15 protein-coding genes are annotated in these 23,341 nt (G+C 69.7%); 11 read left to right on the top strand and 4 right to left on the bottom strand.

The genetic code is table 11. The features are described 5' to 3' along the window. The first annotated feature begins 97 nt into the window (after positions 1 to 97). The 10 genes from F1599_RS24935 (at position 98) to F1599_RS24890 (ending at position 18,553) form a co-directional block, all read left to right on the top strand. Positions 98 to 2,557 carry a TonB-dependent receptor gene (locus F1599_RS24935; protein WP_150084859.1) on the top strand — a complete coding sequence of 820 codons (2,460 nt, stop codon included), beginning with the start codon at positions 98 to 100 and terminating at the stop codon, positions 2,555 to 2,557. Between the two features lie 10 nt (positions 2,558 to 2,567). Further along, a complete protein-coding gene (locus F1599_RS24930; RefSeq protein ID WP_150084858.1) occupies positions 2,568 to 3,308 on the top strand; it encodes a DUF4198 domain-containing protein in 741 nt (246 codons plus the stop codon). Further along, entirely contained in the window at positions 3,309 to 3,608 is a 300-nt protein-coding gene (locus F1599_RS24925) for a DUF3649 domain-containing protein (RefSeq protein ID WP_150084857.1), read from the top strand. It abuts the gene before it with no gap. Positions 3,609 to 3,697: 89 nt separating this feature from the next. Continuing rightward, the gene (locus tag F1599_RS24920) at positions 3,698 to 5,296 is read left to right on the top strand and encodes a PepSY-associated TM helix domain-containing protein (RefSeq protein ID WP_150084881.1); all 1,599 of its coding nucleotides are present in this window, start codon (positions 3,698 to 3,700) and stop codon (positions 5,294 to 5,296) included. Continuing rightward, the gene (locus F1599_RS24915; protein ID WP_150084856.1) at positions 5,293 to 5,580 is read left to right on the top strand and encodes a DUF3325 domain-containing protein; all 288 of its coding nucleotides are present in this window, start codon (positions 5,293 to 5,295) and stop codon (positions 5,578 to 5,580) included. The genes F1599_RS24920 and F1599_RS24915 overlap by 4 nt, the downstream gene beginning before the upstream one ends. Before the next feature lie 293 nt (positions 5,581 to 5,873). Further along, on the top strand, positions 5,874 to 8,135 hold the full coding sequence (locus tag F1599_RS24910; RefSeq protein ID WP_150084855.1) for a DUF6603 domain-containing protein: 2,262 nt from the start codon (positions 5,874 to 5,876) through the stop codon (positions 8,133 to 8,135). 2 nt (positions 8,136 to 8,137) lie between these two features. Beyond that, complete coding sequence (locus F1599_RS24905) at positions 8,138 to 10,684, top strand: hypothetical protein (protein WP_150084854.1); 2,547 nt, start codon at positions 8,138 to 8,140, stop codon at positions 10,682 to 10,684. Next, complete coding sequence (locus tag F1599_RS24900) at positions 10,681 to 14,508, top strand: hypothetical protein (RefSeq protein ID WP_150084853.1); 3,828 nt, start codon at positions 10,681 to 10,683, stop codon at positions 14,506 to 14,508. The genes F1599_RS24905 and F1599_RS24900 overlap by 4 nt, the downstream gene beginning before the upstream one ends. A gap of 48 nt (positions 14,509 to 14,556) precedes the next feature. Then, positions 14,557 to 16,143 (top strand): hypothetical protein, encoded by a 1,587-nt coding sequence (locus F1599_RS24895; RefSeq protein ID WP_150084852.1) that lies wholly within the window; start codon positions 14,557 to 14,559, stop codon positions 16,141 to 16,143. Beyond that, complete coding sequence (locus tag F1599_RS24890; protein WP_150084851.1) at positions 16,136 to 18,553, top strand: S8/S53 family peptidase; 2,418 nt, start codon at positions 16,136 to 16,138, stop codon at positions 18,551 to 18,553. Before F1599_RS24895 ends, F1599_RS24890 begins: the two co-directional genes overlap by 8 nt. A gap of 122 nt (positions 18,554 to 18,675) precedes the next feature. Here the strand turns inward: F1599_RS24890 and F1599_RS24885 are convergent, their stop codons facing one another. From F1599_RS24885 to F1599_RS24870, 4 genes are all read right to left on the bottom strand, one after another. Further along, complete coding sequence (locus tag F1599_RS24885) at positions 18,676 to 20,004, bottom strand: MFS transporter (protein WP_190286450.1); 1,329 nt, start codon at positions 20,002 to 20,004, stop codon at positions 18,676 to 18,678. Positions 20,005 to 20,095: 91 nt separating this feature from the next. Then, the gene (locus F1599_RS24880) at positions 20,096 to 20,854 is read right to left on the bottom strand and encodes a glucose 1-dehydrogenase (protein WP_150084849.1); all 759 of its coding nucleotides are present in this window, start codon (positions 20,852 to 20,854) and stop codon (positions 20,096 to 20,098) included. 123 nt (positions 20,855 to 20,977) lie between these two features. Continuing rightward, entirely contained in the window at positions 20,978 to 21,349 is a 372-nt protein-coding gene (locus F1599_RS24875) for a cupin domain-containing protein (protein ID WP_150084848.1), read from the bottom strand. A 31-nt stretch (positions 21,350 to 21,380) separates the two neighbouring features. Continuing rightward, complete coding sequence (locus F1599_RS24870; protein ID WP_150084847.1) at positions 21,381 to 22,124, bottom strand: GntR family transcriptional regulator; 744 nt, start codon at positions 22,122 to 22,124, stop codon at positions 21,381 to 21,383. A gap of 260 nt (positions 22,125 to 22,384) precedes the next feature. Between F1599_RS24870 and F1599_RS24865 the strand changes: the two genes are divergently transcribed. After that, on the top strand, positions 22,385 to 23,251 hold the full coding sequence (locus F1599_RS24865) for a Bug family tripartite tricarboxylate transporter substrate binding protein (protein ID WP_150084846.1): 867 nt from the start codon (positions 22,385 to 22,387) through the stop codon (positions 23,249 to 23,251). The last annotated feature ends 90 nt before the right edge of the window (positions 23,252 to 23,341 follow it).

Genomic DNA, 23,341 nt, shown 5'->3' with positions numbered 1-23,341 from the left:
GATCTGCAAAAAAGTTGCCGCGAGCTGATCCGTTTTGGTTTCTCGCGGGTCATGGAGGTGAGCACTCCAACTTCTCCTCCTTCAGAAAGGTCAGATCATGGGTTCCCTCCGGGTCCACGTCACGGCGCCGACGCGCCAGCCTACTCACCGATTCCGGCGCAAGCTGCTGGCCCGCGCGGCGCGGCACATCGCCTTCGGCGCCGCCGTTGCCGCGCCGGTGCTGTCCATCCCCGCGATCGCGCACGCCCAGCCGGCGGCCGCGAGCCGAAGCTATGACATCCCCGCCGGCACGCTCGAATATGCGCTCAGCCGCTTCGGCCGCGAGGCCGGCATCATGCTGTCGTTCAAGCCGGAGCTGACCGCCGGCCGCAGCAGCACGGGCCTGCAGGGCAACTACACGGTGCGCCGCGGCCTGGACACGCTGCTGGCCAATTCGGGGCTGGTGGCCGTCGAGCAGGCGAACGGCACCTATGTCGTCAATGCCGCGCCGCGGTCCGCGGATGCCGGCGATGGCGTCGCGATGCTGCCCACGGCCACCGTGGTGGCCTCCGCCAGCGACGGCGCTCTGCCGGCACCCTATGCCGGCGGCCAGGTTGCGCGCGGCGGCGGCCTGGGCGTGCTGGGCACAGCCGACGTGATGGACGTGCCGTTCAGCACCACCAACTACACCGCCGAGATGCTGCAGGACACGCAGGCCCGCACGCTTGCGGACGTGGTCGTCAGCGAGGCCTCGGTGCGCACGCTGACCTCCAGCGGCGGCTTCGGCGAGGATTTCCAGATCCGCGGCTATACCGTGTCGAGCGGCGACGTGGGTTTGAACGGCCTCTACGGCATGGCGTCGGCGAACCGGATGCCCACGCTGATGATGGAGCGAGTCGAGGTCCTCAAGGGCCCGGGCACGCTGATGTACGGCATCGGCCCGAGCGGCAGCATCGGCGGCGCGATCAACGTCGTCACCAAGCGCGCCGGCGACGAACCGCTGACGCGCCTGACCGGCACCTTCCAGAGCAAGTCGCAGCTGGGCGTGCAGGCGGACATCGGCCGCCGCTTCGGCGAGGACAAGGAATGGGGCGTGCGCTTCAACGGCGCCTACCAGAACGGCAAGACGACGCTGGACGACGGCCGCGCCGAACAGACCGTCGGCGCGATCGGCCTGGACTATCGCGGCCGCAGGCTGCGCTGGTCGCTCGATGCCTACAGCCAGCACGAGGGCATCGACAACTTCCGTCCGCAGATCGGCTTCCTGCCGACGGTCACCGCCATTCCGGACGCCCCCTCCGGCCACCGCAATTTCTATCCCGGCACGAAGCTGAACCTGCATGACACGGCCGTGATGAGCCGCGTCGAGTACGACATCGCACCGAACCTGATGGTCTGGGGCGCGGCCGGGTATCACGAGGGATCGACCTATCAGGACTTTCCTTCGGGCCGTGTCAACGCACAGGGCAACTTCACCGTCAACAACGCCTGGTATGACGCGTACAGCAAGACGCGGACCGCCGAGGTCGGCGCGCGCGCGAACTTCGCCACGTGGAACGTCGGCCATACCGTGACGTTCAGCGCCACGCGGCTCGACCAGGAGGCGGGCAACTTCTATCTGGCCAATCCGGCCGCCGACGGCGTGCCTTCCAGCATCTACAACCCCGTGCCGATTCCCTCGGTGCGCGGCATCCGCGGCGATGCGCAGCGCGCTTCGGAAACGGAGCTGACCAGCTTCTCGCTGACCGATACGCTGTCCTTCGCCGACGATCGCGTGCTGATCACCGGCGGCCTGCGCCATCAGCGCGTGGCACTGGAGAACTTCACTGCCGGCGTGCAGAGCGGCAAGTACGACGACAGCGCGGTGTCCCCGCTCGCCGGCATCGTGATCAAGCCGCTGTCCAACGTGTCGGTCTACGGCAACTACACCGCGGGCCTGACGCGCGGCGGCGTCGCCCCGGCCGGCACCGCCAACGCGGGCGAGGTGTTCGCGCCGTACAAGTCCAAGCAATACGAGGCCGGCGTCAAGGTCGACTGGAGCCGCCGCGTCACCACCACCGTGTCGGTGTTCCAGATCGAGCGCCCCAGCGCGGTCACCGATCCGGCCACCAACATCTACAGCTTCGACGGCGAGCAGCGCAACCGTGGCCTCGAGCTGTCGGCCTATGGCGAGGTGATGCGCGGCCTGCGGCTGATGGCGAGCGCCACCTTCTTCGACGCCAAGCTGACCCGTACCGCCGGCGGCGTCAACGACGGCAAGGACGCCAATAACGTGCCCAAGCGGACCTTCAACCTCGGCGTCGACTGGGATACGCCGTGGGTGCAGGGCCTGAGCCTGTCCGGCCGCATGCTGCATACCTCGTCGATGTACTTCAACGCGGCCAATACGCTGAGCCTGCCCAGCTATACCCGCTACGACATCGGCGCCCGCTATCGCACCCGCGTCGGCAGCACGCCGGTGGTGCTGCGCGCCAATGTGCTGAACCTGTTCAACGACAACCACTGGCTGGCCAGCGGTACCTATGTCACCGTGGCCGCTCCCCGCACGCTGATGCTCTCGGCGCAATTCGACTTCTAAGGGCTATCCCATGAAATCTTCCGCATCGCTCGCCTTCGCGCTGATGGCCTTCGCCACCGCGGCGCATTCGCACCAGATCTGGATCGAGCAGGCGCCCGGCCAGAACGCCAGCGTCCGCTTCGGCGAATTCGCCGAGAACCTGCGCGAGGTCTCGCCCGGCACGCTGGACAAGCTCGGTGTGCCGAGCGCCGCGCTGCTGTCGGCCAAGGGCGAGCAGGCCGCCGACGGCGTCAAGACCGGCGACGGCTATACGTTGCCCTTCCAGGCCAAGCGCGGCGACGCGATCGTCGCGCAGGCGCCCCACTACCCGCTGTACCCGTTCAAGCGCGGCGACCAGCAGTTGACCGGCTGGTATTTCCCCGCCGCGCGGCTGGTGACGGACCTCGCGCCGCAGGCGCCCAAGCTGGTGCTCGACGTGGTGCCGGCCGGCAAGGCCGGGGAACTGCAGGTGTTCTTCCGCGGCAAGCCGCTGCCCAAGGCCAAGCTCGCGCTGGTGACGCAGTCGGGCTGGGCCAAGGAGAAGCAGACCGACGAGCAGGGCAAGGTCGCCTTCGATATGCCGTGGCAAGGCGTCTACGTCGCCGAGGTCAGCCATCAGGACGAAACCCCGGGCGAGCGCCTGGGACAGGCCGGGCCCGAGCGATATCATCGCGTCGACTATGTCAGCACGCTGACCTATGTCAAACCCGACGGCCTGCCCGCCGTGCCGGCCATTCCCGCACCCAACGCCGACAAGAAGGCCAAACAGTAAATGCAAGCTGCCGTGCCCCGAGCCCTGAAGATCGGCTCGCTCGTCTCGCGCATCATCGCCGCCGTGCTGGGCGGCTATGCGCTCGCGGCGCTGGCCAGCGTCGCCGCGCTGGCGCTGCCGATCAGCAAGCCGCAAGCCGTGCTGACCGGCATGCTGGCCAGTTTCGCCTTCTATGCGGGCGCCGTGATCTGGGTGTTCGCGGTACGCAGCGCGCGGCGCGCATGGGCCGGACTGCTGGTGGCGGCCGTCCCGCTGCTGCTGGCGGCCTGGTATGCCGGCGTGGGCGGGAGCGCATCGTGAAGTCCACCGCGAAGTCTACGGTGACGCCGCGCAACGTCATCGACAACCACAGCGACATCGCCGCCAGGGGCCGGGGCATCCGCCAGACCATGTCGGACCTGCATACGTGGGCCGGCCTGCTGGTCGGATGGATTCTCTACGCGATGTTCCTGACGGGCACGGTCAGCTATTTCAAGGACGAGATCTCGCAATGGATGCGGCCCGAACTGGCGCATCAGCTCGAAGTGCCCGATCCCGCCGCGGCCGCGCAGCGCGTGGCCGACACGCTGGCGACCGTCGCCGCGGGCAGCCCGCTGTGGGGCATGGAGATGCCGACGGACCGGCACAACGTGGTCAGCGCGTTCTGGCGCACGGTGGGCGCCCCACCCGGCAAGCGCACGTTCGACAGCGGCACCTTCGACCCGGCCACGGGCCAGAAGGTCGCGGCGCGCGAAACCCACGGCGGCGAGTTCTTCTATCGCTTCCACTTCCAGTTCCACTACATGCCGGTGCTGTGGGGACGCTGGCTCGCGGGCTTCTGCGCGATGTTCATGCTGGTGGCGATCGTCAGCGGCGTGATCACCCACAAGAAGATCTTCGTCGACTTCTTCACCTTCCGCTGGGGCAAGGGCCAGCGTTCCTGGCTCGATGCGCACAACGCGCTGTCGGTGTTCGGCCTGCCCTTCCACCTGATGATCACCTATACCGGCCTGGTGACCCTGATGGCGATGTACATGCCATGGGGCCAGCAGGCAGCCTTCAAGACGCCGGCCGAGCGGCAGCAGCTGACGGCGCAGCTGAATGCGTCGCCGCCGCCCGGCAAGCCGAGCGGCATCCCCGCCAAGCTCGCGCCGATTGATGACATGGTGCGCCAGGCCCAGGCGCGCTGGGGCCAGCACAACATCAGCCGCGTGACGATCGCCCATGCCGGCGATGCGTCGGCCCGCGTCACCGTGCTGCGCGGCGAGGCCGCGCGCGTGTCGATGAGCCCGCAGTACCTGGTGTTCAACGGCGCCACCGGCAAGCTGCTCGAGACGCGCGACAGCGTCGGCCCGGCGGCCGAGGTGCGCGGCGTCATGTATGCGCTGCATCTGGGGCGATTCAGCGATCTGCAATTGCGCTGGCTCTACTTCATCGTCAGTCTTGCCGGCACCGCGATGGTCGGCACGGGGCTGGTGATGTGGACCGTCAAGCGTCGCCAGAAGCTGCCTGAGCCGGAGCGGCCGTATTTCGGTTTCTGGCTGGTCGAGCGCCTGAATATCGCCGCGATCGCCGGGCTTTCCGTTGCGATGACGGCGATGCTGTGGGGCAATCGTCTGCTCCCGGCGGAACTGGCAGCCCGCGGCGCCTGGGAGATCCACCTGTTCTTCATCGCGTGGGCGGCGACGCTGCTGGTCGCGCTGATGCGGCCGGCAAAGAAAGCGTGGATCGAACTGCTGTGGCTGGGCGCTGCGCTGCTGGCGCTGCTGCCGGTGCTGAACGCGCTGACCACCGACCGCGGCCTGTGGCGCAGCATGGCCGAGGGCGACTGGGTCTTTGCAGGCTTCGATCTGATGATGTGGGCCCTGGCCGCGCTGCACGCGATGCTGGCGCTGCGCACCGCCCGGCATCGGCCGCGGATCAAGCCGGCCAGAAGAACGCGCGCGAGCACCGCCACCGCCGCCGCCACCACCTCCGCTCCTGCCACGCTGTCGGAGGACCGCGCATGATGGACCTGCTCGCCTTCATCCTTTGCATCGTCGCGTTCGGCGCGCTGGCCCTCGCGATGGAGCGGCATCAGCAAGCGGTGTTTGACGTTCTGCTGCCACGCTCGCGCACGCGCATGCTGCGCGCCGCCGGCTGGCTGGGACTGCTGCTCGCGTTGTGGGTCCTGGTGGGCCACCGCGGCTGGGCGCTCGGGTTGGTGCATTACAGCGGGCAGACCAGCCTTGCCGCGGGCCTCGTCCATGTCGCGTTGATCTGGCGGGAGCGGCGGCGCATGGCTCGCCGCTAGTTGTCTCCGCTGGTCGTCCCCGCCAAGGCGGCATCGATGGCCGCGCGCGCAAACGCCGCGGCCATGGCTCTGTTTCAGCCCTGATACGAATAAAACCGCGCGAGAACCAGACCTGCACAGAATTCATTTGCGTCCATCGTTGCCGTCGCCTCTGATAAGACGTCCCTGTCCTTCCATCGTGTGAGGCATCGGGGGTGCCGAGCGGCACTGCCCCACCCGGATCGCACGGACCGCCTGCTCGCCCGGCCTGGCCGGGCGGTCCTCGATCGACGCAGTACGCCAGGGCACGACGCATGGCCAGCAGCGAAGTCATCCGATACGCGGTGGAATTTGGGGACAGCCTGCGGCGTGCGCTCGGCCCGGCCGCTCCCACCGCGGATCTGGATGCGATGCAGGCGGCCGCACAGCAATTGGATCTGCTCGCGCAGCAGGCGCCGTCCGCGAGCGCCTGGACGGCGGCCGTCGACGCCTGGACCGCCGCGCGCGACAAAATCGCCGCGCATCTGCACCGCTATCTGCTCGAAGGCCTGCCCGATATCCCGGGCCTGCAGGAGCTGGTGCGCGCATTGAACTGGGACAGCCCGCAGGGCCTCAATGGCGAACTGCCGCTCGGCCCGCTGAAGCTGGCGTTTTCCTCGTCATCGCTGGTGCTGCAGCCCAAGCTGCCGGACAACACCACGCTGCCGCCATTCACCGTGGGGCCGCAGCAGCCATCGGGCATCGCGGTATCGCTGCCCTCCCCGTTCGGCGGCGGCCTGCCGGGCGGCGGCGCGATCGTGCGCCTGCCTTCGTCCGCCGGCTTCGGCGGCGCGCTGAACGTGCCGCTGGGCCCGGTATCGGTCAGCGCATCGGCGGTGCTGGAGCGCCTGCCGGACGGCGTGCCGTCCTTTCTGGCGCTGATGGGCGTGTCCTTCGTGCCGCCGATCCAGCTGTCCTTCGGCTTCTCGCTGGACCGCGTCGGCGGACTGGTCGGCGTGCACCGTCGCGCCGATACCGAGGCGCTGGCGCTGGCCGTGCGGACAGGCGCGGCGGCCGACACGCTGCTGGCCACGCGCCCGCCGGCCAACCCCGGCATCGCCATCGAAGCGCTGCGCCGCTTCTTTCCGGCGTTCCGCGACCACCATCTGATCGCGCCGACCTTGCGGCTCGCGTGGCTGTCGGCGGGCGCGGGCAGCTTCCTGTCGCTCGATCTCGGACTGGTGGCCGAGGTCCCCAGCGGCAAGGTCGTGCTGCTCGGGGTCGCCCGCGCCGGCATCCCGGGCGTGCCGGGGCTGGTGCAGTTGCGGCTGGACCTGCTCGGCATCGTCGATCCGGCGCAGGCGTTGATTTCCATCGACGCCAGCCTGGTCGACAGCCATGTGCTCGGCGTCTTCTCGGTCTACGGCGATGCCGCGATGCGGCTGCACTGGGGCAGCCAGGCGTATGCGGTGGTGTCGATCGGCGGCTTCTATCCGGGCTTCAATCCCGAGCCGGCACAGCTGCCGGCCCTGCGCCGCGTCGGACTGTCGCTGCAAACGCTGGGCGGGCCGCTGTCGATACGCGCCGAAGGCTATCTGGCGTTCACGAGCAACACCATTCAGCTCGGCGGGCGCTTCGACATCACGTTCTCGATGGGGCTGACCGCGCATGGCTTCCTGCAGCTCGATGCGCTGGTGCAGTTCCGCCCGTTTGCCTTCGTCGCCAATGCCTCCGCGGGCTTCGACGTGCGCGCAGGCGGCTTCAGCTTCGGCGGCGTGCGGCTCGACGGCACCGTGTCCGGTCCCGGGCCGCTGGTGATTCGCGGCCGGCTGACCATCGAGACCTTCCTGTTCGACGTCTCCTGGGACGAGACCTTTACGCTGGGCAGCGGCCCGGCCGATATGGCGGCCAGCCCCGGCGAACTGCTGACGATCGTGCAGCAGGAGATCGTGCGGGCCGGCAATGTGCGGGCCGCATCGATCGACGATCCGGCCGTGGTGCTGGCCCCGCGCCCCACGCGCCCGGGCGTTGCCGCCGTGCCGCCGACCGGCGCCCTGCAATGGTCCCAACGTCGCGCGCCGCTGGGCCTGCCGATCGACCGCGTCGACGGCCTGCCGCTGCCGGCGCGCGCCGGCGTGCGCGTGTTGACGCCGGGCGATCCGGTCACCGAACGTTTCGCGCCGGGCCACTACTGCAACCTGAACGAGGCCGAACAGCTGAACCGGCCACCGTTCGACATGCTCGATGCTGGCGTGGTGCTGAGCAGCGGCGCGGCGCACTACAGCACGCACGTGGACGACACGCGCAAGGTCGAACTGGTCGTGATCCCGCCCGAACTGCAGGACGCAGAGGTCGCCGCGCGCACCGATCTGCGGGCGATCGCCCACCTGGTCGCGGCCAGCCATCGTCCCCCTGCGCTTGGCAGTAACGCGCAGCTGATCCACGCCACCCGCGAAGTGTGGGCCACGGTTCCGCCCACGGAGTTTGCGAGCTACACCAGTGCCACCGCCGCGCATGCCTTCGCCCGCGGCAACAGCACCGGCGGGGCGGTGCCGATGGCGGACCTGCTGTCGCCGGTGGACCTGTCGGGAATCTGAGCATGGCCAAGTTCCATTCCTGGCAGGTCACCGCGCTGCGCCACGGCGCCAACGGCAACGTGGTGGCGGGACGCCTGCAGGCCGGCGCCACGCTGACGCTGGAGGAAATCGTCCTCAGCGGGACGCCCCGCTCGATCACCGCGCCCGCCCCCTACGAGCTGTTCGGGCCGGGCGATGTGCAACGGCTGGCGCCCGGGACCATTACCCGGCGCTATCCGCCCCCGGGCGCGTCCGATGCGGAAAACACCAAGCGCGCGCTGGTCGAATTCAGCCACGCCGATACGCTGGACCTGCCGTGGCGGTATTCGCCCGATCCGCGCCTGCCCGCCGCGATCCGGCCATGGCTGGTGCTGGTGGTGGGCCTGCCCACCGACGTCGTGCCGGGCCGCGATGGCCGCGTCACGCTGTCGCCGCAGACGCAGGCCGCTCACCCGCTCGGCGACTCGCACCAGTGGGCGCATGTGCATGAGGTCGACGGCGACTGGTACAGCCGCATCCTGAGCCCCGTAAAACTGGAGCCCCAACGCGCCTATGTCGCCTGCCTGGTGCCCGCCTACGTGGTCGAGCCCGACGGCACGCTGCGCGATGCGTGGCCCGTCGTCGCGGGCCAGCCGGTGCGTGTCACGTGCTACGACAGGTGGGGCTTCCGTACCGGCGAAGGCGGCGACTTCGGCGAGATCGCCAAGCGGCTGCGCGCGCCCGCCGATGGCGAGCTGAAGGAGGACTTCGGCCGCGCGAAGCTGCATTGCGTGCGGCGCGGGCAGGCGGCTGCCGGCGAGCCTGCCATCGTGGCCCTCTCGATGGGCGGCGCGCTGCAACGGGTCAGCATGGTGGGCGCGCCGGCCGACCCGGTCGCGCCCTGGCTCGCCGCGGAAACCGCCGCGCTCACCGCGATGCCGCCCATGCCGCCGGGCCGCTGGCTGCTGACCGCGCCGCGCTACCACGCGCCGTTCACGATGCCGGGCACGGCGCCCAGCGCAGGCTGGAGCGCGCAGTTTCATACCGATCCGCGCCATCGCGGCGCGGCCGGTCTCGGCGCATGGGCGGCCATTGCCTGGCAGGACCGCATCGCCAAGGCCGCCGCCGCACGTGCCGGCGACCTGGCGATCGCACGCGAGCGCATCGGCAATGTCGCGCTCGGGGTCGAGGTCTCGCGCTCGCTGTGGTTCCGCCATTTGCCGCCCGATCCCGTCGACAAGCTGGCGGTGCTCGGCGCGATGCTGGGGCGCATGCCGGTCAACGAGCAGCAAACGGTGTCGTCGGCCTTGACCGGCCGCACGCCCGGCATGGTGCCGGCGATCTGGTCCTCGGCAGCGCGGCGTGCGCTGCGTCCTGGTCCTGCGCGCTCGGCGTTGACGCGCGACGGCGTCATTCCGCATCGCGTGCTGCTCGAAGCGGCCGCCGCGTGCCCGGTGGCGCCCGACGATCCCGATGCGATCTGGCACAAGCCGCGCGGGGATGCCGGCCCCATATTGAAGGACGCGGTCCGGCGCGCCTTCGATGACGAGCGGCAGGCCGACGACATGTTCGGGCTGCTGATGGACAGCGAAACGACGACGGACCTGAACCGGCTGGCCGCCGCGCTCGATGCGCTGACGCCCGACGCCGATGGCCGCGTCGATCCGGACAAGGTCATTCGTGCGGTGCGCGAACCGCCAACGCTGATCGACGAGCCAACTACGGGCCAATGGGTCGACACGCTGGCGTCGAGCCGCCCCCGTTGCCGGCCGGTTGACCTGGACCTGCTGGGCCAACGCGTCGCCGATGCCGTCGACCCTTTCGCCGCGCGCCCGCCCGTGGTCAATCGCGTGCTTGCCACCCTGCCCGGCATCGTCGACGTCGGCCCCGTCGAAATCGAACCCGAGCTGGATCTGCCGCTTTGGCAATTCCTCAATGAGGCCGCGCCCGACTGGATGCTGCCCGGCATTGGCGATCTGCAGCAGGACCGCGTGGTGGGCCTGGCCACGCACGCTGCTTTCGTGGAAGGCGTACTGGTCGGCGCCAATCAGCAGGCGCTGGGCGAACTGCGCTGGCGCAATTTCCCGATCGCTCCACGCTGGTCGCCGCTGCGCAAGTTCTGGCAACGCGCCGGTGGCCAGTTCGATATCCATCCGATCCGCAACTGGCCCGCCGATAAGCCATTGGGCAACGCCGCGCTGACGCCGGCCCCGCGAGCCAGCGAGGCGGTGGTGCTGTTCAAGACCCCGCTGTTCCGGCGCTATCCGGACACGGTGGTGTATCTGTACCGGGCCGAGGCCGACTGGACCGTGCCACCCGCGAACCAGCCGCTCGACGAGTCGCGCAAGCAGTTTCCGACCTTCCCCGGCAGGATCGGCCCGGATGTCGCGTTCTTCGCCTTCAACGTGGCACCGGCGGATCTGGCCAATTATTGGGTGGTATTGGAAGAGCCGCCCGCCGGCTACCGCTTCTACAGCTGGCACGACGATCAGGACCGGCCCACCGGCACCGTCGCCGACGGCGCGGCCTACGGCTTCCAGACCTTTGCCCCACCGGTGCGCGTGATGATCGGCAAGCTGGAGCTGGCATGAGCGCCGTCGAAGTATTGGCGCCCCTGCGCATCGAAACCCGCTTCTACGCGCCGGACGGCACCCGGCCCGGCTGGATGCTGCGGCTGCGCGCATGGCCCGACGAGTTCTCGATGGCGCGCCGGCCCATCGCGCCGTCGCCGGCCGAGCTCGACCTCTACGACGACGTGCTGCGCCAATTCCCGCTCGATGCCGGCATGCAATGGCGCATGCTGTGCGCGCGGCTCGGCGTCGAACGCGCGCTGTGGCTGCGGCGGAGCGTTGCCATCGTGGCCGAGCCCGCGCCGCATGCGGATCGCGGCGCAGCCCAGCCGCGCGATCCCTCGGCCTGGCCCGACACGCATCAGCCTTACGGCCTGCCGCCGGCGATCCATGTCTGGTTCGTCGAGGCCGGCCAGGGCGGCGCCCCAACGCTGGCCGGCACGATGCACCCGAACCGCGAACGGATTGCCGAACAGCTCGGTCTGACCGCGTTCGAGACGCCCGCCGCCACCGGCGAACTGCCGCGGACATGGTGGACCTCTTTCGACATCGCCAAGGCGGTCGGGCTGGCAATCGAGATCCCCTTCCCGGCCGGCGCGCAGCCGCCGGCGCTCGATGCCATCGTGGTGGCCGGCATGGGCGACGTCTCCCCGGAACCGCTGATCGCGATGCATGCCGTCACGGGCCGGCTGTCGGTGCTGCGGCCTGGGACCCCGACCAATACCGTGGACGGCGAGGCCACCGCCGACGCTGGCAGCAACCCCGGCAGCAATCCCGGCGGCAATGCGGCCGCATGGGAAGGCATCGACGATGCGCTGCCCGCTGCGGACAGCGCGTCCGCCGCCGTGATGCAGGCGCTGGCCGGGCCGGATGCCGTTCCGATCAAGCTGCAAGGCGGCGACGTCGACACCGGCGGACACGATCCGCTGGTCGTGAATGCGCTGTGGCCCGTGCTGTGGGGCCACGCGCTGCGCAATGTGATCGGCGCCGGCGAAGACGAGGCGCGCCTGGCCGAATGGGCGCAGGCGTGGCTCGCGCCGCAGGGGCCGTATCCGGCGATCCGCGTCGGCGCACAGCCCTACGGTTTGCTGCCGGCCACCGTACTTGCCGGCTGGTCCGGTCAAAACATTACGGCGGGACAGATTCGCGACTGGGCCGGCCCATGGCGCGATGCGGCCGCCGCGGATGCCGCGATCCACCCTGGCACCGTGGTGGGCGCGTCCGCGCAGCGGGCCGTCGATCTGCTGGGCGAAGACACGCCCACGCGCCGCTGGGCCGTTCGCGTCGTCTCGCCGCTGCCGGTGGTCAACGCGATCCGTGCGACGCGGGGCCTGCCGCCGCTCGAGCCGAGCGCCTGGGAGCGGGAGACGGCATCGAGCCTGGCCGGCCGCAAGACGCCGCTGTCGCCGCTGGGCGCCTTCACGGAGCAGGCGCATCTGCCGGCGAGCACGCCGGAAGCCGACGCCGACAACCCCGACACGCTGCGCCTGCTGCTGGAGGAAGACAGCGAAGCTTTCCCGTACCGCTGGGACCGCAAGCTCGGCCTGCTCGGCCATCTGATCTTCGAATCGCTGTGCCTGCTGCGCGCCAGCGTCGGCCAGGCGCGCGAGGCCATCGACCACGGCCAGCCCGTCGACCCGCACACGCCCTTGCCCATGCAGGCGGGCACCGATGCGCTGATCGATCTGGTGCGGCGCGGCTACCCGGGGACGCCGTCGCAACCGCAGCTGGACGACCTGTTTGCTTCGGCCGATCCCGGCGCACACAGCGTGGCCAAGCGCTGTCTGCGCGGCATCGAGGCACTGGTCGGCCTGGTGCGGGCCTACGCCGACGATCCCGACGGCGTCTTCAGTTGCGTGCTGGCCGCGCTGGATACCGCCAGCCATCGCGTGGATCCGTGGATCACGGGCCTTGCCTGTTCACGGCTGCGCGAATTGCAAGACACGCGTGCGCCGTGGCGGCTGGGCGTATACGGCTGGGTCGATGCGCCGGCGCCCTACGATGCGGCCAATCCCGGCCATGGCCTGCCGCCCGGCCCCACCGCCGCCGGGCTGCTGCACGCGCCGTCGCACGCGCAAGCGATGACGGCCGCGCTGCTGCGCGATGCGGCGGTTCGCCATCCAGGCGATACGCGCTGGCAGATCGAGATCGATTCGGCCCGGGTTCGCGCGGCCATGCGCCTGGCCGAGCGTGTCCGCCTCGGCGTGCATCCCTATGAGGCGCTGGGCCTCGAGGTCGAACGCATCGTCGGCGACTGGGATACCGTGCGCAAGCTGCGCGAGGACTACCCGATGCGCGACACGCATGCCGGCACGCGCTGCTGCGACGGCGCGCGCGTGCTGCGGCTGCTGTTCCGGCCGCAGGCGGGCGATCCGCCGCCACCGACGCTGCCGGCCGGCGCGCGCGAAGCGCTGGCGACCTGCGATGCGGCGCTCGACACCTATGCCGATCTGCTGGTGACCGACGGCATCCATGCGCTGGTCACCGGCCATGGCGGCCTGGGCAACGCGGCGATGGAGGCCGCGGCGGGCCTCGGTCCGCCGCCCGAACTGCGGGCCATGCGCACGCCGCGGCAGGCCACCAGCGTGCGTGTCTCGGCGTGGGCGGTGCTGCCGCCGGGCAATGCCGCGGGGACGGGCGCACCCCCGGCCGTGCTTGCCGATCCGGCGTTTGCCAGCCTGCTCGAGCAGGAACTGGGCGCTGCCAGCGGCTGGACCTGGACCATCGGTGCCGATACCGTGAGCCTGGCCGACCTCGGCCTGCATGGCATCGAGGCGTTCGCGCTGCCGCCGGACGAATTGACGCAGCGCCTGCGCGGCGAACGCGACGCGTCGCTGCCATTCGCTTCCGGCACAGGCGCCGACAAGCTGGCCCGAGCCACGCGCCTCGCCGAGCTGCTCGGCGGCGGCGACAGCGATCCGCCGCTGCCCGGTGCGATCGATGGCCGCGACGACGACGCGGCGCCCGCCTCGCCATTGCGCGACGCGATGGTGGCCGATCTGGCGGGCCGCCTGAGCGCGCTGCGGAACCGGCTGACGTCGCTGCTGGGCTCGCTTGCCGCTGCCGATCTGAACGACCCGGCCGCGGTGGCATGGTGCCTTGCGCAATGCCGCGCCTGGGGCGCCGTGCGGGCCGACGATGCCGAGCCGCTGGCGCAGGCGCTGGCGCGCTTGCAGACCCGCCTGGCGGCCGCGCCGGAAGCCGAAGCCGAAGCCAACAACGTGCGCGGCCTGCGGCAATCGATTCGTGCCCTCGTCGGCCACGCCCGCCTGCCGGTGCTGCCGCTGGTGCCGTCGCTCGCCGTCGGTCCGCTGCGCGCCGCGTTGCGCGACGACGAAGGACGCCCGCGCACCGACCGCGAATGGCTCGAGATCGTCGCCGCCGTGCGCCCGCGCCTGGCGAGCCTGGAGGCCTGGCAACTCGATCCCGCAACGCGGCCGTGGCGCGCCGCCGTACGCACCGCCGATGGCTCGGGCGATCCGTGGAGCCCTGCAGGGCCGGTGGTGGTGGCCTACGGGCCGGACCCTGCCGCGCTCGCCGGCAGCATGGCGACGGTGGCGATCGCCGGTCTCGACGCCTGGCAGGACGCGATCCCGTCGACCCGGCACACGACCAGCGCGGCCTTCGGTTTCAACGGCCCGAAGTCGCGCGCGCCGCAGGCGGTGCTGCTGGCCGTGCCGCCCGACGCGAGCCGGCGCCTGAACGACGCGGAACTGGCGGCACTGGTGCTGGAGACGCGGCAGCTCGCGCGTGCCCGCGCCTGCCGTCCGCGGGCGGGCAGCCGGGTCGCGACGCCGGCGGCGCTGTCGTCCCTGCCGGACATGTTCTGGAGCCATTGGACCTGACCGCACGCTTCCCTCCACTACGACTGCTCACAGCCCATCGAGACCGCCATGTCCCTGCACTTCCGCCTCGAACCGCTCAGCCCGCCGACGGACTTCCATCGCGGCCTGCGGGCACGCGTCGCCGATCCCGTCTGGTTCCTGACGCGGCAATGGCAGCTCGGCGAGCTGCAGGGCGAAGACGTATCGAGCCCGATCGCGGTGGCGGTCAGCGTCACGCATGAGCCCTTTCGCTATGCGCCGCGCCGGCCCGATCTCGATCCGGCCCGCATCCCGGCCGAGGCGCTGGTCGAGGCCGAGCCCGGCGACTGGTGGACCATCGGCCGGCGCGTGCGGTTGGGTCGCGCCGCCGCGCCGCTGTTGCCTGCGCTGCCGCCGCAGCGCCTGCGGACCTTGCGCCTCGGTCCGCTGCCGCCGCCTTACGAAGCCATGTCGGAGGAACTGGACGGCCGCGCGATCTTTATCGCGGGCCTGCTCGCCGGCCATGCGCTGTGGAACGAGGTGCCATCGCCGCCCGCCGACAACTGGTCGTCGCGCAAGCTGACGCACGATGCGCACTTCAGCGCGGGCACGCGCGGCCTGGAGATTCGCGATCACGATGGCGGCGACGTCGACTGGTATTCCGCCGACGCGGGCGGTACGGTGCTGCGCGCGGACGCCGGCACCAATGTCGGCACGAACGGCGGCACGTCGGCGTCGATGACCTCGTCGCGGCAACTGCTGGTCAGCCGCCTGTCCTACCCCGGCGCGCCGCATCCACGCTGGTGGCAGATCGAGGATGGTGCCGTGGACCTGGGCGCCTTCTCGCCGGACCGCTCGCATCTGGGCACCGCGCTGCTGCTCGATGTGGCGCTGGCCCATGCCGACGACTGGTTCTGGTTTCCGGTGCCGGAGCCACCGCCGAGTGCCGGCGGCGAGCGGCCGCCCTCGTCCGGCATGCTGGTGACGCTGCGCGACACGGTGGTGCACGACAGCTTCGACGATACGTGGACGCTGGCGCCGCCCCCGGTGGACGGCCCGCAGGCCTGGTCGCTGTTCCGCACCACCGGCATGGAAGCGGGCGCGCTGCTGATCTGGCCCGTCGCGGTGGCGCCGCATGCCGGCCCCTGGCTGGACGACGTCTCGCTCGGCATCGACGAGGACGCCAACGTGGCCTGGGCGGTGGAGCTGCGCGCCGACGGTTGCGTGCTGCTGGCCGACGACACCAGCGAGGCGGCCGCACGCGAGACCACGCGCACCGGTACCCGCCAGTTCCGCTATCTGCCGTCAAACACCCTGCCCGCGCACTGGCATCCGTATCGGCGTACCGGCCCCGACGGACGCTACGGTGACTGGCAGCAGGGGCTGGTGGCCGATCTCGGTGGCGTGCTGCCGCGCGTGCGGCCCGGTCCGGCATCGCGGCTGATCGGCGGGCCGTCGGGGCCCGGCTTCGGACGCGGCCACGAGATCGCGCCCGAGGCGATCGCCAGCAGCGGCGTCTCGCTGCGCCGCCGTGCGCGGCTGGCGCGCGATACGGAGGGCCGCCCGGTGCTGTGGGTCGAACGCAGCCGCACGCCGCTGGCGGGGCCACCGGTCTCGCATCTGCGCTTCGACGTGATGGCGGAAGATGTCGTGCCGCCGGGAGACGGCGATGGCTGAGGCTTATGTCGACGTGAAGCTGTTCGATGGCTTCGTGCTGCCGTACGAGAGTGGCGCCGAGCAGTATCTCGGCGAGCTCAAGCCATGGTGGGACGAGATAGCGGCCAGCTATCCGGGGCTGTCGCTCGATCCGGGCTTTCCGGCGGAGCAGATCCCCTTGCTGGCCCATATGGTGGACGCGGCGCGGATGCTGGGCGGCGAGCCGCCCGATCCCTTCGCGTGGTTCGAGGTGCCATGCGAGGCGGCGCAGCTGGAGGCGCTGACCGGGCTGCTGTACGGGCTGCCCTTCGTCGAATGGGCGGAGCCGCGGATGCCCGCATATCCCGCTGGCCGTATCGCCTATGGCACCAACGAGGATGCGATCGTGTCCCAGCAATTGGCCGCGGCGCCGGGCGGCATCGATGCCTACTACGCCTGGCGCGTGGCGGGCGGTACAGGACGTGGCGTCAACATGGTCGACGTCGAGCACGGCTGGAACCTGCAGCACATCGAGCTGGCCACCGTGCCGATCGTGCCCTACTCGGTGTTCGGCGTGGCGGACCGCGAGGACACGGACCATGGCACGTCGGTCCTGGGTATCGTCGTGGCGCCCGACAACGGCGGCGGCATCGTCGGCATCGCGCCCGAGGCCCGCGCCCATGTGGTGACGTCGATGCGCGCGGATGGGAAGCACTGGCTCGACGCCGCGCTGCTGATCGCCGGCGATGCGGTGCGGCCCGGCGGCGTCGTGCTGATCGAGCTGGCCAGCCCGCGGCCCTGGCTGACGCTTCCCGGCAAGGATCCGGCGCTGCCAGTGGAACTGTCCCTGAAGACTCAGCAGACGATCCAGCTGCTGGTCTTCTTCGGCATCACGGTGATCGAGCCCGCCGGCAACTCCGGCGACGACCTCGATGCCCGGCCTCAATGCGATCACATCAATCCGGCCAAGCCGGTGTTCCGCGATTCGCTGGCCATCATGGTCGGCGGCGCGACCCAGGCAGCGCCGGTGGACGGCGTACGGCAACCCTGGCTGCGCGGTTCGACCTTCGGCGCGCGCGTGGACTGTTTCGCCGATTTCGAGGGCTCACGGGGCCCCTACGAGGATCCGGTCTATCCCTATCACACCTTCGGCGGCACCTCGGGCGCCTCCGCGGTGATCGCCGGCGTCGTCTGCGCGATCCAGGGCATGCAGGCGGCCCGGGACGGCCAATGCCTGTTTCCCACGTCGATTCGCGATCTGCTGCGCAATCCCTCGCTGTGCACGCCGGCCGCGTCCGATCCGCCGGGCAATATCGGCGGCATGCCGGACCTGCGCAAGATCGCCGTGCATATGGGCTGGCCGCGCATCCTGCCCGCGCCGGCCGCCGCGGCCATCGCCGGCGACAGCGCGCTGCTGGTCGGGCTCGGCGCCGATGACCGGCTGAGCCTGCGGATGTGGTCGCGGCTGTTCGGACCCGGCCCCGAACTTCCGCAGCCCGACAGCGCGCCGTTTCAGCTGTCCGATTCGCAGCCGGCGCTGCTGGTGTCGCTGGAAACGGCACCGCTGCTGCGCACCCTATTCGAGGTATTCGTCACCAGCGTTCGCGGCACCTTGCGGTACTACTACTGGGACACGCTGGGCAATACCGGGGACATCGCCAGGGATTGGACCGAGATCGCCAGCCTCGCGCCGGGCTACGACGTGGCGGCGTGCCACCCGCTGTACGAACTGACGACGGTGGCGGCGATCCAGCCGAGCGGCCAGTTGGTCGCGGTCGAATACGACGCCACCGAAATGGGCAATCACGACTTCTCCGCCCCCGTGCAGCTCGACTCGCTCAGCACCTACCGACGCACGCCGGGTCCCGTGATGCTGTCGCGCAAGCCGCGTACCGTCGACGTCGTCGCCATCGACGACGGCGGCGCGCTGCGCTGGATCGCCGGCAACGTGCCCGAGGGCAACACCATCACGTTCTGGCACGAATCGGTGGCCGCCCAGTGCGATGTGGCGATGGAACCGGGGGTCAAACCGGGCATCGCGGGCACGCTCGATGGCGTCGCCGTGGTGGCGGTCGGCACCGACGGGCTGCTCCATGCCTGCGGCTTCGGCCTGCAGCCGCTGCTGTTCGAGACGCTGGTGCCGATCGGACCCGCGCCGGCCTTCGCCGCGCAAGGCCATCTCGGCCTGGCGCTCTTGCACGGCGATACGCTGGTGGCGGTGGCCGTCAGCGTCGACGGCCTGCTGCACGCCGCGTTCCGCCCCCTGGTGCCGGGCGGCGAATGGTCGCCCTTGCTGGCGATCGATCCCTACACCGCGGTCAGCCCGGCCGGCGGCGCCACTGTCGTGACGCAGGGCGATACCGTCATGGTGTTCGCCGTGCTGCCCGATGGCCGCGTTTGCCGCAGCGATTACACGCCGGACAGCGGCTGGTCGCCGATCGTCGCTGGATAATGCGCTCGAACCGGCTGCCGGCTTGCATCGCCTCGCCCGTTGGAAGCGCCATGGGCGGGCAGGACGCCGACCGTACCGCGCGCTGAGCGCGCCAACCCGTTGCGGACGGACCGCGTTCGCGCTTATTGCGTCGTGCCCAGCGCGCCGCCGTATTGCGCCGCGCCCTGTTGCCGCGATACCAGCCGCGCCGGCACCAGCAGCGTTAGCACGGCCCCAACGACCAGGCAGCCGGCGAGCAGGTACATGCCGGCGTTCGTGCTCTGCGTCAGGTCCTTGAGCCAGCCGACCGCATAGGGGCTGATAAAGCCCGCCAGGTTGCCCAGCGAATTGATCATCGCGATGCCGGCCGCCGCGCCGGTGCCGGCAAGGAATGCCGTCGGCAGGCTCCAGAACAGCGGCAGCGTGGTCATGATGCCGATCGTCGCCAGCGTCAGGCCCACCATCGCCAGCACGGTGCGGTCGTACCACAGCACCGACAGCACCAGTCCGATCGCCCCCGCCAGCGCGGGAATGGCGATATGCCAGCGCCGTTCGCCGCGGCGGTCGGCGCTGCGCGCCACCAGCACCATGCCGAGCACGGCCACGCCATAGGGAATCGCGGTCAGCAGTCCGATATCGAGCGCGCTCTTGACGCCGGTCTGCCGGATGATGGTTGGCAGCCAGAAGCTGATGCCGTACAGGCCCATCACGAAGCTGAAGTAGATCGCGCTCATCATCCAGACGCGCGGGCTGGACAGCACGCGGCGCACCGGCAGGTCTTCCTTGTGCGCGGATTCCGCGGCGACATTGCGCTCGAGCACGGCCTTTTCCTCGGCGGTCAGCCACTTGGCATGGCCGATGCGATCGTCGAGGTAGGCCAGCACCCACAGGCCCACCAGCACCGACGGAATGCCTTCGAGCAGGAACATCCATTGCCAGCCGGACCAGCCGTTGTGGCCGTCGAAGGTCTGCATGATCCAGCCCGACAGCGGGCCGCCGATCACGCCCGACAGCGCGACGGCCGTCATGAACCATGTCGTCGTGCGCCCGCGCCGTTCGGCGGGATACCAATAGGTCAGGTACAGGATGATGCCGGGGAAAAAGCCCGCCTCCGCGACGCCCAGCAGGAAACGCAGCACGTAGAACATCGTCGGCGTGGTGACGAACATCATCGCCGCCGAGATCAGGCCCCAGGTGATCATGATCCGCGCGATCCATACACGGGCGCCGACCTTGTGCAGGATCACGTTGCTCGGAATCTCGAACAGGAAATAGCCGATAAAGAAAACGCCCGCCCCGAGGCCATAGACCGTCTCGCTGAACTTCAGGTCGTTGAGCATCTGCAGCTTGGCGAAACCGACATTGACGCGATCCAGATACGCGACCACGTAGCACAGCAGCAGAAACGGAACGAGGCGCCAGCTGACCTTGCGGTAGATCGCGTCTTCGAATCCGGGATCCGTGGAACTCATGGCTGTCTCCTGATGGTTGTCATGCATGACGATGATGTCGACAGTGACGATGCGGTCGCCTCGTGGGCGGCCGCTGCGGGGTGCGAGGCGGTCAGACGCAGCGGCCGCCGTCCACTTCGAGGCAGGTGCCGGTGACGAAGGCCGCTTCGTCCGATGCCAGGTAGAGGCAGGCCGCCGCGATATCGGCGGGCGTGGACATCCGTCCCATCGGAATCGTCGCCAGGAAGGAGGCGCGATTCTCCGGCGTGTCGGGCTTGCCCATGAATTGCTCCAGCAGCCCGGTCGCGCCGATCACCGGATTGACGCAATTGACGCGGATATTGTCCGGTCCGAGCTCGGCGGCCATGGCCTTGCTCGCGGTCACCACCGCGCCCTTGCTGGCGTTGTACCAGACCAGCCCCGGACGCGGCCGGATTGCGGCGGTCGATGCGATATTGACGAAGACGCCGCCGCCGCGTTGGCGGAAATGCGGAATGAAATGGCGCGCGGTCCAATACAGGCTTTTGACGTTGACCGCCTGCACACGATCGAATTCGTCTTCGGTAATGTCGAGAATGGGTTTGTTGCGATGCGTGGTGCCGGCATTGTTGACGACGATGCCGACATCGCCGAATGCGGCCAGCGCGACTTCGCGCATCGCTTCCACATCGCTGCCCTTCGAGACGTCGGCGCGCACGGCGCGGGCCTGTCCGCCCTGCTGCTCGATGGCTTGCGCCACCCCGGTGGCCTTGGCCTCATCGATATCGGCGACCACCACGCGCGCCCCTTCCCGCGCGAACAGATTGGCGATGCCTTCGCCAAAGCCGGAACCGCCACCGGTCACCACTGCCACCTTGCCCGCCAGTCTCATGCTTGTCTCCATCGTTATGGTGTGGCTGTATGGCGGGACATTTTAGCTTCGCTTTGCGATCGGAGTGGCATCCCTTGAAATATTGCCAATTGCCATATTGATGGCGGCGGGAGGCGGAAACACTTACACGGCTTTCGCGGCGGCGCGATCCAGCACCACGAAATATTTGCGCACCGGCTCGATCACTTCGAAAACGCCTTCGAATCCGGCGGGAATCACGCAGGCATCGCCGGGGCCGAATTCGCGCGCTTCACCGGCGGAATCGCTGATGCGCAGGCGGCCGCTGATCACGTGAAAGAATTCTTCCTTGCCCGCCGGAAAGGCAATGCGCCAGGCGCCGGGTTCGCAGGCCCAGATGCCGCAATCGAAATCGCCATGCGCCGCGCTGTAATGCGTCCAGGTGGTGCGGTCGGGATTGCCGCGCACGAGGCGATCGGGACGGGGATTGTCGTGGGTGGGAACGGGGTCGTTGCGGAAGTCGATCAGCTTGGTCATGGGTACCACGGTGTTGTCGTTGGGAATGCTGTTATCCGCCCGCGCCGGTCCAGCGCAATTCGCTCAGATAGTCGTGGCCATCGGTGGCCATCCAGGTGCGCCGGAATTCGACCGGGGCGCCTTGCAGATCGAATGCGACGCGGATCGCCAGCAATACCGGATGTCCGGCCGGCAAGCCGAATTCGCCGGCCATGCCTTGCGGCAATATGCGCGCCTGCAAACGATCCTCGACGCGGCTGATCGATACGCCGCACTGCTGCTCGAGAAACGAGTACACCAGATGCGCGGCGGCGCCGTCCTCGCCCCATTCCTTCGCGCCGACGCGGGCAAGCGGGAAGGCGATGGTCTCCAGCACCAGCGGGGTGTCGTCGATGTCCCGGCGGCGCCGCAGCCGGTAGACCATCGCGTCGGGCGGCAGCTTCAGCGCCGCCATTTCCTCATCGTCGGCGCTCGCCCGTTCGCGGCTCAGGACGGTATCGACCGGCAGCCGCCGTGCGCCATCGGCGCGATCGACCAGGCGGAAGAAGCTGGTGAAGGCGCGCTCGTCGGTGGCGCGCGCGACAAACGTGCCGCGGCCGCGATGGCGCGTGACCAGGCCCTGTCCGCTGAGGACGTCGAACGCCTTGCGCACGGTGCCGACGCTGACTTTCAGTTCCCTGGCAAGCGCCTCTTCGCCGGGCAGCAATTGGCCGGGCAGCCATTCCCCTCCGATGATGCGTTCGCGGATATGCCGGGCAAGGCGGACAAAGGCCGGGCTCAGGTCGATGGCGGTCATCCGCGAATTCTATATAGAACATAGAAATAACACTACAGAATTTGATTCCCAACGGCGGATCGACTCCCTACAGTCACCATCCATCTGCATCGCGAATTGCACAGCGGTGACCACGCAAATTCACCGCCAATTCACCGCAAAGTCATCGCCAATTCCGGCATCGGCATCGATGCAGCGCCAATAACCGGCCGCGAACAAACAGCCTGGAATATCCGACCGGGTCTACGCGCAAGGCCGGAACGACCGAGGAGACAACAGCCATGAACCAACCATCCACCGCCGCGCGCCTGCTTGGCGCGCTGACGCTGGCCGCCGCCTGCGGCGCCGCCGTTGCGCAGACCGCGTATCCGACCCGCCCCGTGACCATCGTGGTGCCCTACTCGCCCGGCGGCACCACCGATATCGTCGCGCGGCTGGCCGCGCAATACCTGTCCGAGTCGCTGGGCAAGAGCTTCGTGGTGGACAACCGCCCCGGCGCCAGCGGCACCATCGCGGCGGGCATGGTGGCCAAGGCCGCGCCCGACGGCTACACGCTGCTGGCCAACGAGGTCGGCCAGACCGCGACGCCGGCGCTGTTTTCCAACCTGAAGTACGACCCGGTCAAGGACCTGACGCCGGTCACGCTGATCGCCGAAACCCCCGTGGTGCTGGCCGTCACGCCTTCTCTGCCGGTACGCACCCTCAAGGACCTGCTGGCCTACGGCAAGGCGCATCCGAATGCGCTGAACTACGGCTCCGGCGGCGCCGGCAGCGGCCCGCATATCGCCGGCGAGCTGTTCAAGCAGGTATCGGGCATTCCGGTCACGCACGTCCCCTACAAGGGCTCGGGCCCGGCGATCACGGACCTGATGGCCGGGCAGATCCAGATGCTCGCCTCCGCCGCGCCGACTATCGCGCCGCACGTGGTCAGCGGCAAGATCCGCGCGCTGGCCGTCGCCGGACCGCGCCGCGTGCCGACGCTGCCCGATGTGCCGACCGCCGCCGAGGCCGGCCTGCCGGGCTTCCAGTTCAGCATCTGGTTCGGGCTGGCCGCGCCCCATGGCACGCCGCCCGAGATCGTCAACAAGCTGAACACCGAACTGCAGAAGATGGGGTCGTCTCAGAAAACGGAAAAAATCGTACGCTAAGACCCGGAGAGCGGACGTAGCGGCCTGAACTTCCCCGCGCCGATCTTGGCGCTGCTACGCCAGAGGTAATCGCCGGTCAGGTTGATGTGT

Source organism: Cupriavidus cauae (assembly GCF_008632125.1).
Taxonomy (GTDB): domain Bacteria; phylum Pseudomonadota; class Gammaproteobacteria; order Burkholderiales; family Burkholderiaceae; genus Cupriavidus; species Cupriavidus cauae.
This window is presented reverse-complemented; position numbering and strand designations above follow the sequence as displayed.

Coding starts and splice junctions, on each gene's coding strand:
- F1599_RS24875 (WP_150084848.1), bottom strand. CDS start 21,349: ATGACCAAGCTGATCGACTTCCGCAACGACCCCGTTCCCACCCACGAC.
- F1599_RS24900 (WP_150084853.1), top strand. CDS start 10,681: ATGAGCGCCGTCGAAGTATTGGCGCCCCTGCGCATCGAAACCCGCTTC.
- F1599_RS24885 (WP_190286450.1), bottom strand. CDS start 20,004: ATGAGTTCCACGGATCCCGGATTCGAAGACGCGATCTACCGCAAGGTC.
- F1599_RS24925 (WP_150084857.1), top strand. CDS start 3,309: ATGCAAGCTGCCGTGCCCCGAGCCCTGAAGATCGGCTCGCTCGTCTCG.
- F1599_RS24870 (WP_150084847.1), bottom strand. CDS start 22,124: ATGACCGCCATCGACCTGAGCCCGGCCTTTGTCCGCCTTGCCCGGCAT.
- F1599_RS24880 (WP_150084849.1), bottom strand. CDS start 20,854: ATGAGACTGGCGGGCAAGGTGGCAGTGGTGACCGGTGGCGGTTCCGGC.
- F1599_RS24915 (WP_150084856.1), top strand. CDS start 5,293: ATGATGGACCTGCTCGCCTTCATCCTTTGCATCGTCGCGTTCGGCGCG.
- F1599_RS24865 (WP_150084846.1), top strand. CDS start 22,385: ATGAACCAACCATCCACCGCCGCGCGCCTGCTTGGCGCGCTGACGCTG.
- F1599_RS24930 (WP_150084858.1), top strand. CDS start 2,568: ATGAAATCTTCCGCATCGCTCGCCTTCGCGCTGATGGCCTTCGCCACC.
- F1599_RS24935 (WP_150084859.1), top strand. CDS start 98: ATGGGTTCCCTCCGGGTCCACGTCACGGCGCCGACGCGCCAGCCTACT.
- F1599_RS24905 (WP_150084854.1), top strand. CDS start 8,138: ATGGCCAAGTTCCATTCCTGGCAGGTCACCGCGCTGCGCCACGGCGCC.
- F1599_RS24910 (WP_150084855.1), top strand. CDS start 5,874: ATGGCCAGCAGCGAAGTCATCCGATACGCGGTGGAATTTGGGGACAGC.
- F1599_RS24890 (WP_150084851.1), top strand. CDS start 16,136: ATGGCTGAGGCTTATGTCGACGTGAAGCTGTTCGATGGCTTCGTGCTG.
- F1599_RS24895 (WP_150084852.1), top strand. CDS start 14,557: ATGTCCCTGCACTTCCGCCTCGAACCGCTCAGCCCGCCGACGGACTTC.
- F1599_RS24920 (WP_150084881.1), top strand. CDS start 3,698: ATGTCGGACCTGCATACGTGGGCCGGCCTGCTGGTCGGATGGATTCTC.